This window comes from Streptomyces sp. NPDC101166, assembly GCF_044768125.1.
In the GTDB taxonomy this organism is placed as follows: domain Bacteria; phylum Actinomycetota; class Actinomycetes; order Streptomycetales; family Streptomycetaceae; genus Streptomyces.
The window spans coordinates 1-11,808 of the sequence record NZ_JBIWPF010000006.1; the positions used below are offsets into that span (position 1 = coordinate 1).

The following is an 11,808-nucleotide window of genomic DNA, read 5'->3' on the forward strand; positions in this document are numbered from 1 at the left end:
TTTGCGGTGGTGGGGGGGGGGGGGGGGGGGGGGGGGGGGGGGGGGGGGGGGGGCGGGGGGGGGGGCGGGCGGGGGCCCACCCCCCCGGCCCGCCCCGCCCGTTCACCGACAGCTCACGCTGTCGAGGCTGCTCAGAAGGTCAGCTGCCAGCTGTTCAGCCGGCCCGTGTCCTGCGCCGCCACGTCCTGGACGCGCAGCTTCCAGGTGCCGTTGGCGACCTCGCTGGAGGCGTTCACCGAGTAGGTGGTGACGACGTCGTCCGCCGAGTCGGAGCCGGACGACTTCAGGCGGTACGCCGTGCCGTCCGGGGCGATGAGGTCGATGACCAGGTCGCCGCGGTAGGTGTGGGTGATGTTCACGCCGACCTGGAGGCTGGCGGGCGCGTTCCCGGTGCGGCCGGTGACCGCGATGGCGGACTCGATCGCCGCGCCGTTGTCCGGGACGGCGACGGCGGTGGTGTTGGAGAAGGTGGCGCCCGTGGTGGAGCCGCCACTGGTGCCGGTCACGGCCGCCACCGTCTTGGCCGCGTCCGCGAGACCCGCGCCGCAGCCGCCCGAGCAGGCACCCGGCAGAGGACGGGCGTTGGCCTTGATGGCCGACTCGATCTGGGCCGGGGTCAGCGAGGACTTCGCCGACTTCACCAGCGCGGCGAGGCCCGCGATGTGCGGGGTGGCCATGCTGGTGCCCTGGTAGTAGGCGTAGTTCTCGCCCGACGGCGTCTTGGTGCCGGAGTTCAGCGTGGACAGGATGCCGTTGGCGGTGCCGGTGCTGGTCTGGCCGCCGGGCGCGGAGATGTCCACCAGGGAGCCGAAGTTGGAGTAGGACGCCCTGGCGCCGGTGCGGCTGGTCGCGGCGACCGAGATGACGTTGTTGCAGTTGCCCGGCGAGTGGTTCGCGACGTTGTCGTTCTCGTTGCCCGCGGCCACGACGACGGTGGTGCCCCGGTTCACGGCGTTGTTGATCGCGGTCTGGGTCGCCGAGGTGCAGGCGCCGTCGCCGCCGAGGCTCATGTTGATGACCTTGGCGACGTTGGAGTTGGCGGGCACGCCGGAGACGGCGCCGCCGGACGCCCAGGTGATGGCGTCGATGATGTCGGAGTCGTAGCCGCCGCACTTGCCGAGCACCCGGAGCGGGGAGATCTTCGCGCCGTGGGCGATGCCCGCGATGCCCTTGCCGTTGTTGGTGACGGCGGCGATGGTGCCGGCTACGTGGGTGCCGTGCCAGGAGGAGGTGGAAGCGGGGATGCCGGCGCCGCAGTCGTTCGCGTTGTACCAGTCGCCCGGGTCGGCCGGGTTGCTGTCGCGGCCGTCGCCGTCCACCGAGACGGCGGTGTCGGAGATGAAGTCGTAGCCGCCGACGATGTTCGCGGCGAGGTCGGAGTGCGCGACGTAACCGGTGTCGATGACGGCGACCGTGACGCCGGCGCCGGTGGCGGTGTTCCAGGCGGCCGGGACGTTCATGCCGGCGGTGGGCTCGAACAGGTCCCACTGCTTGGCGTACTCGGTGTCGTTCGGGTCGGCCTTCGGGGTGTTCAGGCGGTCCGGGACGACGTAGGCGACCTGCGGGTCGGCCCGGTACTCGGCGACGACGTCGGCGACGTCGGCGCTGCTGAGGTTCTCGCCCAGGTCGACCAGGGCGGCGCCGGTGCCAAGGCGGCGCTGGAAGTCGACGTCCTCGCCGGTCTCCTTGCCCTTGGCCGCGGCGTCGGCCTCGGCGGCCGGGTTCGACTTCGCCTCGGCGGCGTCCGACTTGTAGCCGACGATGAGGCGCTCGGCGGGGGCGCCGGGCGCGGCCTCGGTCTGGGCGGCGGGGACGGCGGCGGCCTGCGGGTCGCCTTCCGGGGCGGCGGAGACCGACGCGGTGGAGGCGGCGGTGAGGAGGGCCGCGGAGACCGCGGCGACGGATATCAGCTTCCGTCTCAAAGCGGGGGAGGTGCGCAACGGCGTGCCTTTCGTGGCCTGCTCCGGACAGGACGGAGCGGCAGTCGATTCGCTTCGTCATCGAAGCGGCGGGGGTCAATCGAGGAGCGACGCATTGGCCGGCCAGGCGGGGAAACCGCTCCCTGTAGGGGTTACCTGTGGGTCGGTTGTGCGTGAACGATAGGCAAAGGGATCGGCGGCCGGATAGCGGGGAAACCCTCGATCGGGCCGGAAACACACCCTTGACGCTCTCAACAGGCTTGCGAATGAGCCGGTTTGCTCAGGTGACACCCGGTGCGTGGGCGTAGTGAACGCGTCGCACCGGTTTCCCGTACTGCACGGCAGAACCGTATCCGCGCCGGCCGAGGAGACGTCCCCGATGCCCCGCACGACCGCACACCGCACCGCCGCCCTGGCCGTCACCGCCCTCGGCCCGCTCACGCTCGGCCTGTGGGCCTCGGCTCCCGCACAGGCGCACGGAGCACCCACGGACCCGGCGAGCCGGGTGTACGCCTGCTCTCCCGACGGCGGCACGGCGTCGCGCTCGGCCGCGTGCCGGGCCGCCGCGCGGGCGAGCGGCGGGCAGCTGGGCGCCTGGGACAACCTGCGGGTCGCGAACGTGAACGGCCGTGACCGGCAGACGATCCCCGACGGCGAGCTGTGCAGCGGGGGTCTGTCCGCCTACAAGGGGCTGGACCTCGCGCGCGCCGACTGGCCGTCGACGCGGGTCGCACCGGGCGGGACGCTGCGGATGACGTACGTCTCGACGATCCCGCACAAGGGCACGTTCAAGCTGTATCTGACGAAGCCGGGCTACGATCCCGCCAAGCCTCTGACCTGGGCAGATCTCCCGCAGCGCCCGTTCGCCGAGGTCAAGGACCCGGCGCTGACCGGCGGCGCCTACCGCTTCTCGGCGAAGCTGCCCGCCGACCGGACGGGGCGTCAGGTGCTGTACACGGTCTGGCAGAACAGCAGCACGCCGGACACGTACTACTCGTGCTCGGACGTGGTGTTCCCGGGGGCCGGGGCCTCCTCGCCGGCCGCGCCCACGTCCGCCGCTTCGTCGGCCGCGCCCACGCCGACCGCGTCGGCCCCAGCGGCGGGCCGGGCCTCCGGACGGCCCTCGGCGAGCCCCTCGGCGAGCGGCGTCCCCTCGACGGCGGCCGCGCCGGCACGCGGGGGCGTCGGCGCGGGGAACCCCGCGGCCCGGGCCGCGGACACGGCGAGCACCCCGGTGGCGGATGCCACCGGGGCCGGTTCGGGACCGTCCACGCCGCTCGTCGCGGGCGGCGCCGCGGCGGCACTGCTGCTCACCGGCGGCGTCGCCCTGGTACTGCGGCTACGGCGGCGCTGACGTGGACAGGCTCTGTGAACTTGCTTTTCTCGCCTACTAGTTGACGATGACCGGGCCGCCGGCGGCGCTCACCGGGGCGTACTTGGCGCTGAAGAAGGCGTTGGCGAAACACAGCGACGAGCCGGACACCTTGGCGAACGGCTGGTTGACGAATCCGATGCTGCTGTCGGCGTTGTCCGCCGTGCCGACCAGGCTGGCGCCCTCGTAGACGCAGCTGACGCTGCCCAGCAGGGTGCGCAGGCTGACGGTCGTGCGGATGTGGGCGCCGGGCGCCGCGGTGACGTTGACGCCGCCGCCTGAGGTGACCGCCGCGGTGTACGGGAGGTTGTTGACGGTGATGCTGTTGACGCCGAGCACGCCCAGGACGTTCGAGGTGCAGCCGGTGAAGGTCTGCTGCGTGAGCGACTCGGAGGCGGTGCCGGGGGCGGCCGGGTTGTCGGTGACGGTGGCGGAGAAGCTGGACGTCGTGCAGGAGATGCCGCTGGTGCCGGTGGCGTTGGAGTAGAACGTGGCGTTGGTGCCGGCGGCCAGGGACGCGGTGACGACCTCACCGACGGCGATGTCGCCGCCCGCGGTGGAAAGGACCGCGGGGCCGGCCGCCGAGGCGGGGCTGACAGCCGTCAGCGAGAGGGCGGCGACGGAACCGACGGCGGCGAGGAGGGTACGGACGCGCATGCGGGTGCCTCATTTCTGAAGTGGGGGGTCGTTCGGGGGAGTCGGCCGAACGAGGGGAATGGGGTGGGGGGTTGGGCGAACACGCTGGTCGTGGGAACAGAGGGGACGCGAGTCCGCGTCGGCCGGAACCGGCCCGTCACGCCTTCTCCGTACGTGACGGACCGGCAGCGGTGAGAGGCGTCGGACCCCACGGACAGGGGGGTGGTGGCCGTGGGCGGCGCCGGTGAACGAATCGGACTCGGGGCGCAGAAAGCCCGTGCTGGATGCCCGGGCGGAGATACCGGTACTGACAGGAGGTCCGGCCGCCGGCTGACGGCGGCCGGACCCGTGTCCGGGAGCGCGGCCGAAGTCGCCGCGCTGCGGATCCGGCGCCACGGATCCAGGCTGAGCCACGAGAGTTGTAGACCTGAGGGTCAGTCAACGTCAAGCATTTGAAGCCAAGTTGATGATCCATTCGACATAAACGCGCACCTGGGTGACAGTGTGGATCACAGCCGATACACAATGGACACCGTTTTTCCACATCTCCCTTGACCCCTCGGTGTAACCATCGGTAACTTCCGAGGAGGCTACTGACGCGTAACGAGTAAGCCCTTGCAACAACATCCGGGAGTTGTGAGGAGCGGTGCGCGACAGTCCGCTGTCCGCGCCAGGACAACGACGCCACTGAAGCCCAACCCGCATGACTATGCCCATGGGAGCAGACATGGCCTCGTCCCCGGACGTCACGTCGTCCGCCGACAACACCCCCGAGAACCCCGAGAGCGGTTCGGCCGTAAGACGCGGCCGGGTCCGGCTGCGCCGGGCCGCCGTGATGGCGGTGCCCGCGACCTTCGTCGCGGCCGGCCTCGCGGTCCTGACCGCCCAGGGAGCGCTGGGTGTGCAGTTCGCTATTTCCGGTATGCCGTTCGTGGTCACCGCCGACAAGCTCGAGGGCGACGGCTTCGCCCAGTTCGGCGCGCTGGACCACATGATCGAGAACAGCCCCAACGAAGGCGACACCGGCGGCCAGGTGCTGGTCGTCACCTCGGTCGTGAAGAAGGGCAAGCTGACCAACCTGTGTCAGAGCGTCGACCTCGGCGGCATCCAGCTCGTCCTCACCGCGGGCGACAAGGGCACCAAGGTCGACGTGGAGAACCTGGCCATCGACTCCGATGACATCACCGGTGACGCCGCGTTCAACAACATCGAGATCGGGCGTGACTCCAGCACCTTCGACAAGGTCGGCAAGCAGGGCCCGGCCGGCGTCTACGGCCAGCAGGCCGACAAGGTCGTCATCACCGACCTCTACCAGCACAACTACGCCGCCACCGCGGCCGTGTTCAAGCTTCCCGACCTCCACATGAGGTTCGGGGGCAAGGGCTGCCCGCAGTGAACCGCTTCCAGGACTGGAAGAGGCACCGGCCCTTCGCCGGCGGAGTGATGCTCGTCCTGGGCGGCGCGGAGATCCTGCTGACCATGAAGGCTCCGCTGCCGGTCCTCCTGCGCATCGGCATGCAGGGACTGGCGGGCTATCTCCTGCCGTCCGTGATGCTGCTGTGCGGGCTGCTGATCCTTTTCAACCCCTCGCAGCGCCTCTTCTATTCGATCATCGGCGTTCTGTGCTCGCTGGGCTCGTGGGTCACCTCGAACATCGGGGGCTTCGTCATCGGCCTGCTCCTCGGCGTCACGGGAAGCTGCCTGGCCTTCGGGTGGCTGCCCGACCAGGAACCCCGGCGCAGCCGCCGCCAGCGGCGCAAGGACGCCCTGGCGGACAAGGCCATGGCCTTCCCCCACCACGGGGAACCGGCCTGACCCCGTACGGCACGGCCACCGTTGTCGTCCCCTGTGCCGGCGTCGGCGACGGCGCCGGCACAGGCATGCGCCGCCCGCCCTCCCCTTCTGATTGACAGTCGGTCGATTCGCCTGCCGTGAAGTCTGCGTGCGGGCCCATGGGTCCGTTCCACATCACGATGCGGCAGCAGCACCTCACCCCGAGTGGTTGTTCACTTGACTACCGGCGGTCACACGCGGTTGGCTCCGAGCCAGCGAAACCTTTCGCCGGTACGTGCCCCGTCGTTCCGGCAGCGCTCGCACGTCCTCCTGCTCTGCCGCACAGCGAGGTACAGCCCCCCATGAACACTCCCCTCCCCGCTCACCCACCCTCCGCTTCCCCCGGAGCCGCGCGGGCGACCGCCTCCGCCGCCGTCTGTCTCCTCCTCGTCGCCGGCTGTTCCGGCGCGACGGCCTCCGGCCCGGACCCGGCCGGACGCCCCGGCGACCGGATCAGGGTCGCCCTGGTCACCCACGGCGCACCGGGCGACGCCTTCTGGGAGTCGGTGCGCAGGGGCGCGGAGACGGCCGCCGCCAAGGACGGCGTCGAGCTGACCTACGCGAGCGACGCCGACGCCGCCGGACAGGCCGCGCTGGTGCGGGACGCGGTCCGCGACAGGGTCGACGGCATCGCGGTGACCCTGGCCAAGCCCCGGGCGATGAAACGCCCGGTGTCGGAGGCCAGGGCGGCGGGCATTGCCGTGGTCGGCCTCAACTCCGGGATCGACGCCTGGCGTTCCGCCGGGCTGCTGGCGTACTTCGGCCAGGACGAGAGCGTCGCCGGCCGTGCCGTCGGCGACCGGCTCGACGGCCTCGGCAGGAAGCACGCGCTGTGCGTCATCCACGAGCGGGGCAACGTCGCCCTGGAGGCCCGCTGCGCCGGGGTGAAGAAGTCGTTCGCCGGTGAGACCGAGATGCTCTACGTCGACGGCACGGACCTGGACGCCATGACCGCCGCGGTGGCGGCCCGCCTCGGGCAGGAGCCCGCCGTCGACCAAGTCATCGCCAACGGAGCGCAGTTCGCGCTCGCCTCGGTGAAGGCGGCGAAGGACGCCGGCAGCGACGCCGAGGTCGCCACCTTCGACCTGGACAAGGACCTGGTCGCCGCCGTCCGCGACGGCAGGGTCCGGTTCGCCGTGGACCAGCAGCCGTGGCTCCAGGGCTACCTCGCCGTGGACGCGCTCTGGCTCCACGAGACGAACGGAGGCGTCAGCGGCGGCGGCACGGCCCCGGTCCTGACCGGCCCGGCCTTCGTCACGAAGGCCGACGTCGCCGACGCGGCCCGGCTCGCCGCCGCCGGAACCCGCTGACCGACCGCTGACCGGCCCCCGACCGGTCCGCACACCCCGCCCCGCTCCCCCACTCCCCCGCCGCTCGCCCAAGGACGACCATGTCACCACGGACAGGTGCCCGGCGCCGCCGTCTCGGCTCCATACGTCTCTCCCTGATCCTCCTGGCGCTGGTGCCCGGCGTCACCCTCGCCGCCATGTGGAGCGTGACGACGATCCAGATGTTCTCCGAGGGCATGCGGCTGCGCGCGCAGACCGAACTGAGCCGCTCCACCGGCGCCATGGGCACCGAGGCCACGCTCGCGCTGCAACAGGAACGCAGCCTGTCGGCCGTGTGGCTGGCCGCGCCCCACGGCTCCCGCGCGGCGCTGGAGGCGCAGCGCGCGCAGACGGACGCGGTGGTCGCGAAGCTGGTCGCCCGCGCGAACGACATCCAGCGGGCGCCCGACCGCGTCCGCGAGCGGATGTTCTCGGTGATCGCCTCCGTCAGCAGCCTGGAGTACTACCGGGGCCAGGTGGACGACCCCACCGACATCACCGCCGCGCAGGCGCTGGACCAGTACACGTCGATCATCGACGACCAGGTCCACGCCTTCCAGGAGCTGTCCCAGGTCGACGACGGCGACCTCACCTCGCAGGCCGGCCCGCTCGTCGCCCTGGAGCACGCCGCCGAGCTGGTCTCCGAGGAGGACCTGTACCTCACGCTCGCCGGTCCGAAGGGGCGCATGGCCGAGAAGGAGTGGGCCGCGTTCGCGCAGACGGTGAACGCGCGCCGCTGGCTGGTCCAGGACCAGATCGTGCCCTCCCTCACCGGCTCGACGAAGACGCAGGCCGAGAAGATCCTGCGCAGCCCGCAGTGGCGCACCCTGGAGTCCGTCGAGGACAGGGTGCTCGCCGCCCGGTCCGACCAACGCGAGAACGGCGACGTCCCCCTGCCCGACGTGCGCCGGCAGTGGCGGGCCGCTCTCATCGACGTCTCCGGCCAGTATTCGGCGCTGATCCGGGAGCGGACCGAGGCGCTGCTCGAGAACAGCGCGGTGGAGGCGCGCGACCTGCTGGTCAAGGCCGCCGCGCTGAGCACCGCCGGGCTCGTGGCGCTGCTGCTGTGCGTCGGGATGTCCTGGCGGATCACCCGTTCGCTGTTCCGGCGGCTGCGCGGGCTGCGGATGGCCACGCTGAGTCTGGCGCGGGTGAGGCTCCCCGACGTGGTGGCCCGGCTCGACCGGGGAGAGACTGTCGACGTGGACTCGGCGGCCCCGCCCCTGGACTACGGCGGCGACGAACTCGGCCAGGTGGCCGAGGCGTTCAACACCGCGCAGCGCACGGCCGTGCACACCGCCGTCGAACTCGCCGACACACGGCGCGGGTTCCAGAAGGTCATCCTGGGCATCGCACGCCAGAGTCAGAACCTCGTCAACCTCCAGCTGAGCAAGCTGGACGCGCTGGAACGCGCCCACCAGGACCCGGACGTCCTCAAGGGTCTGTACGAACTGGACTCCACAGCGAGCCAGTTGCGCCGCTACGAGGAGAACCTCGTCATCATCAGCGGCGGCCGGCCCGGGCGCAGCTGGTCGGAGCCGGTCGCGTTGGTCGACATCCTGCGCAGCGCCGTCGGCGAGGTCGCCGAGTACGCGCGGGTGGAGGTGCACACGGAGGAGGAGGCGTGCGTCGCCCCTCCGGCCGTGGCGGACGTGATCCATCTGCTGGCCGAGCTCATCGACAACGCGACGTCCTACTCCCCGGCGCCGAGCCCGGTCGCGGTGCGGGCGACGACGGTGGCCAAGGGCCTGGCGATCGAGGTGGAGGACCGCGGTCTGGGGCTGTCCGAGGAGGACTACGCGTCGTTCAACGCGCAGTTGGCGGTGGAGCCGCAGTTCGACGTGGTGGCGCTCGCCGACGACCTGCGGCTGGGCATGTTCGTGATCGCCCGGCTGGCCACCCGGCACGGCATCGCCGTCACCCTGCGCCCCTCGCCGTACGGCGGCACCACGGCGATCGTGCTGCTGCCGAAGGACATCGTGGTGCGGGAGAGGGCGGACGGCGAGCGCCCTGAGCCCGAGGGGTCCGAGGGGTCCGAGGAGTCCGAGGCCGAGAGGTCCGAGGGGTCCGAGGCCGAGAGGTCCGAGGGGTCCGAGGCCGAGAGGTCCGAGGGGTCCGAGGCCGAGAGGTCCGAGGGGTCCGAGTCCGAGGGGTCCGAGGGGTCCGGAGCGACCGGGGCGACCGTCGCGCCGGACACCCCGACCTCCGCCCGCCCCTCGCCCGCGCCGGGCGTGCTGGAAGCGGTGCGCGAGGCGCTCACCGCACCGCCGCCCGCCGCAACCGCGAGGGACGCCGACTCCCCGGCCCGCGACGAGGCGCACGCGTCGCACCCGCCGGACGAGGCGCGAGCGCCGAGCGCGCCGGACGCCCCGGACGGTCCTGCTGCCTCCGCGCCGGCTCCCTCCACCGGCCTGCCCGTCAGGACGCCCGGCGCCGCGGGGGTGCGGACGCGCAAGGAGACGGCGACGGCCACGAGCCCGCGCGCGCACGGTGCGGCGGGCTCCGGCCGCTCGCCCGGGGCCTCGCCGCTGCCCCGCCGGGTCCCGCAGACCAGCCTCGTCGCCGAGTTGCGCGAGGAGCCGGCACGCGGCGGGGAAGGCGGTCCCACCGCCGACGGCGACGCGTTCGAGGAGTTCACCGCGGAGCGCGCCGCCTCCTCCCTCGCCGGTTTCCAGCGCGGCACCCTGCGCGCACGCGACGACGCCGACGCGCCGCCCTCCGGACCCGAGGAGACGGCCGCCGCGCCGTTCTCCGGCCCGCCGGCCGCCGCCGCGGGCGCCGCCCCGACCCCGACACCCCCCGCCGACCGCTCATGAAGGACACCGCGATGACATACTCCGCTCCCGCCACCGACACCAAGCTCGACCAGTTGCTCACCGGACTGGTGGAGAAGGTCGCCGATGTGAACCAGGCCGTCGTGCTCTCCGAGGACGGACTGGTGGTCAGCAAGTCCCTCGGCTTCATGCGCGAGGACGCCGAGCGGCTGGCGGCCACCGCGTCGGGTCTGATGAGCCTCAGCAAGGGCGTCAGCATGGACTTCCGCGGCGGCCCGGTGCGCCAGGCGCTCATAGAGATGGCGAACAGCTATCTGATCCTCACCTCGGCCGGCCCGGGGACCCACCTGGTCGTGCTGGCCGGCTCGCACGCGGACGTCGGCGTGGTGGCGTACCAGATGAACATGCTGGTGAAGAAGATCGGCGAGCACCTCAGCGCGGCGCCGCGGACCGGTGTCGGTCCCGCCTCGCGCCCCCTCGGCGGGTGAGGTGAGCGGAGGCGACGAAGCGGGCCGGCTGGTACGGCCGTTCGCCCTCACCGGCGGGCGGACCCGGCCCAGCCGCGCCGACTTCACGCTCATCACGACGGTGACCGCGGTGGACCCACCGCCGGAGCGGGCGGCCCGGCCCCAGCCCGAGCATGCGCGGATCGTGCGGATGTGCGCCCGGCCGGTCGCCGTGGCGGAGCTCGCGGCGCTGCTGGACCTGCCGGTGAGCGTGGTCGTCATCATGCTCTGCGATCTGCTGGAGGCGGGGCTGATCACGGCCCGGCCGCCCCGTCCCGTGACCGGTGACGACGGCCGGGACCTGGAGCTGCTGCAGAAAGTGAGGGACGGCCTTGACCGCATCTGACCCCACCGCCGCCGGGGCCCCCACAGCGCCCGACGCGGTGAAGATCCTCGTCGCCGGCGGCTTCGGCGTCGGCAAGACCACGATGGTCGGCTCGGTCAGCGAGATCGCGCCCCTGCGCACCGAGGAGCCGCTGACCGTCGTGGGGCTGGACGTCGACGACCTGAAGGGCATCGAGGAGAAGCGGTCCACCACCGTGGCCCTCGACTTCGGGCGGATCACCATCGGCGACGACCTGGTGCTGTATCTGTTCGGCACACCGGGACAGCAGCGGTTCTGGTTCATGTGGAACGACCTGGCCGTCGGCGCGCTGGGGGCGGTGGTGCTGATCGACGTGCGCCGGCCGGACACCAGTTTCGCGGCGATCGACTTCTTCGAGCGGCGAAAGATCCCGTTCGTCGTCGGGGTCAACGGCTTCCACGGGCTGCACCCCTATCCGCCGGACGAGATCCGGGAGGCGCTGGCGCTGCCGGCGGGCGTTCCGGTGCTGCTGTGCGACGCCCGCGAGCGGGAGTCGTGCCGGGACGTGCTGATCGCGCTGCTCGATCTGCTGATCGCCGACGCGGATCGGACGACCCGGCATTGACGTCCCGTCAGGCGGTTGCTCCTGCCGCGCGCAGTACGGCGATCGTCTCCGGGTACGGCCCTGTCGTCGCCCATTCCAGCGGGGTGTGGCCGGTGCCGTGGTCCTCGCGGCGGGCGGGGTCGGCGCCGTGGGCCAGGATGACGCGGACGGTGTCGGTGTGTCCCCAACAGGCGGCCGCGCACAGGGGCGTTCCCTCGGAGCCGAGGCCGCCGCTCTCCGCGTCGGGCGGGGCTCCGGCGGCCAGAAGGAGCCGGGCGGTCTCCGCCGCTCCGTGCACGGAGGCCGCGTAGAGGGGCGTGCGGCCGTCGGTGTCGGCCTCGGCCGGATCGGCGCCTGCGCGCAACAGCGCGGCCACGCCCTGACGGTCGCCGGACCCGGCCGCCCTCACCAGGCGGGCCGTCAGCTTCTTCTGCCGTCTTCTGTTCACGGCCTCCGAGGATAGCGGGGGCCGCGTGCGGCCGCCTCCGGTTTTCCGACGGCCCGGCAGCAGGTCACAACTCGGCTGGCCCTG

11 protein-coding genes are annotated in these 11,808 nt (G+C 72.4%); 8 read left to right on the forward strand and 3 right to left on the reverse strand.

Annotated features, from left to right (window positions below):
• Positions 1 to 131: 131 nt before the first annotated feature.
• Positions 132 to 1,940 (reverse strand): S8 family peptidase, encoded by a 1,809-nt coding sequence (locus ACIRS4_RS12860; RefSeq protein ID WP_404194056.1) that lies wholly within the window; start codon positions 1,938 to 1,940, stop codon positions 132 to 134.
• A 358-nt stretch (positions 1,941 to 2,298) separates the two neighbouring features.
• Between ACIRS4_RS12860 and ACIRS4_RS12865 the strand changes: the two genes are divergently transcribed.
• The gene (locus ACIRS4_RS12865) at positions 2,299 to 3,273 is read left to right on the forward strand and encodes a lytic polysaccharide monooxygenase (protein WP_404194058.1); all 975 of its coding nucleotides are present in this window, start codon (positions 2,299 to 2,301) and stop codon (positions 3,271 to 3,273) included.
• Positions 3,274 to 3,309: 36 nt separating this feature from the next.
• Here the strand turns inward: ACIRS4_RS12865 and ACIRS4_RS12870 are convergent, their stop codons facing one another.
• The gene (locus ACIRS4_RS12870) at positions 3,310 to 3,948 is read right to left on the reverse strand and encodes a Tat pathway signal sequence domain protein (RefSeq protein ID WP_404194061.1); all 639 of its coding nucleotides are present in this window, start codon (positions 3,946 to 3,948) and stop codon (positions 3,310 to 3,312) included.
• A 706-nt stretch (positions 3,949 to 4,654) separates the two neighbouring features.
• On the opposite strand from ACIRS4_RS12870, the gene ACIRS4_RS12875 reads away from it, so the two are divergent.
• From ACIRS4_RS12875 to ACIRS4_RS12905, 7 genes are all read left to right on the forward strand, one after another.
• Positions 4,655 to 5,323: a DUF6230 family protein gene (locus ACIRS4_RS12875; protein ID WP_403804877.1), complete on the forward strand. Its 669-nt coding sequence runs from the start codon at positions 4,655 to 4,657 to the stop codon at positions 5,321 to 5,323.
• The gene (locus ACIRS4_RS12880; RefSeq protein WP_404194063.1) at positions 5,320 to 5,742 is read left to right on the forward strand and encodes a DUF6114 domain-containing protein; all 423 of its coding nucleotides are present in this window, start codon (positions 5,320 to 5,322) and stop codon (positions 5,740 to 5,742) included. The genes ACIRS4_RS12875 and ACIRS4_RS12880 overlap by 4 nt, the downstream gene beginning before the upstream one ends.
• Positions 5,743 to 6,062: 320 nt before the next feature.
• The gene (locus ACIRS4_RS12885; protein WP_404194065.1) at positions 6,063 to 7,070 is read left to right on the forward strand and encodes a substrate-binding domain-containing protein; all 1,008 of its coding nucleotides are present in this window, start codon (positions 6,063 to 6,065) and stop codon (positions 7,068 to 7,070) included.
• Between the two features lie 80 nt (positions 7,071 to 7,150).
• Positions 7,151 to 9,904, forward strand: coding sequence for a nitrate- and nitrite sensing domain-containing protein (locus ACIRS4_RS12890; protein WP_404194067.1), 2,754 nt, complete (start codon positions 7,151 to 7,153; stop codon positions 9,902 to 9,904).
• Between the two features lie 11 nt (positions 9,905 to 9,915).
• The gene (locus tag ACIRS4_RS12895) at positions 9,916 to 10,350 is read left to right on the forward strand and encodes a roadblock/LC7 domain-containing protein (protein WP_404194069.1); all 435 of its coding nucleotides are present in this window, start codon (positions 9,916 to 9,918) and stop codon (positions 10,348 to 10,350) included.
• A 1-nt stretch (position 10,351) separates the two neighbouring features.
• Positions 10,352 to 10,714 carry a DUF742 domain-containing protein gene (locus ACIRS4_RS12900; protein ID WP_404194072.1) on the forward strand — a complete coding sequence of 121 codons (363 nt, stop codon included), beginning with the start codon at positions 10,352 to 10,354 and terminating at the stop codon, positions 10,712 to 10,714.
• On the forward strand, positions 10,701 to 11,297 hold the full coding sequence (locus tag ACIRS4_RS12905) for a GTP-binding protein (RefSeq protein ID WP_404194074.1): 597 nt from the start codon (positions 10,701 to 10,703) through the stop codon (positions 11,295 to 11,297). Before ACIRS4_RS12900 ends, ACIRS4_RS12905 begins: the two co-directional genes overlap by 14 nt.
• 7 nt (positions 11,298 to 11,304) lie before the next feature.
• Here ACIRS4_RS12905 and ACIRS4_RS12910 read toward each other — a convergent pair whose 3' ends face one another.
• Positions 11,305 to 11,724, reverse strand: a complete 420-nt coding sequence (locus tag ACIRS4_RS12910; RefSeq protein ID WP_404194077.1) for an ankyrin repeat domain-containing protein — start codon at positions 11,722 to 11,724, stop codon at positions 11,305 to 11,307.
• Positions 11,725 to 11,808 lie beyond the last annotated feature (84 nt).

Bases quoted from the DNA above. Each gene is read 5' to 3' on its own strand.
- ACIRS4_RS12865 (WP_404194058.1), top strand. From the start codon at position 2,299: ATGCCCCGCACGACCGCACACCGCACCGCCGCCCTGGCCGTCACCGCC.
- ACIRS4_RS12870 (WP_404194061.1), bottom strand. From the start codon at position 3,948: ATGCGCGTCCGTACCCTCCTCGCCGCCGTCGGTTCCGTCGCCGCCCTC.
- ACIRS4_RS12875 (WP_403804877.1), top strand. From the start codon at position 4,655: ATGGCCTCGTCCCCGGACGTCACGTCGTCCGCCGACAACACCCCCGAG.
- ACIRS4_RS12885 (WP_404194065.1), top strand. From the start codon at position 6,063: ATGAACACTCCCCTCCCCGCTCACCCACCCTCCGCTTCCCCCGGAGCC.
- ACIRS4_RS12890 (WP_404194067.1), top strand. From the start codon at position 7,151: ATGTCACCACGGACAGGTGCCCGGCGCCGCCGTCTCGGCTCCATACGT.
- ACIRS4_RS12895 (WP_404194069.1), top strand. From the start codon at position 9,916: ATGACATACTCCGCTCCCGCCACCGACACCAAGCTCGACCAGTTGCTC.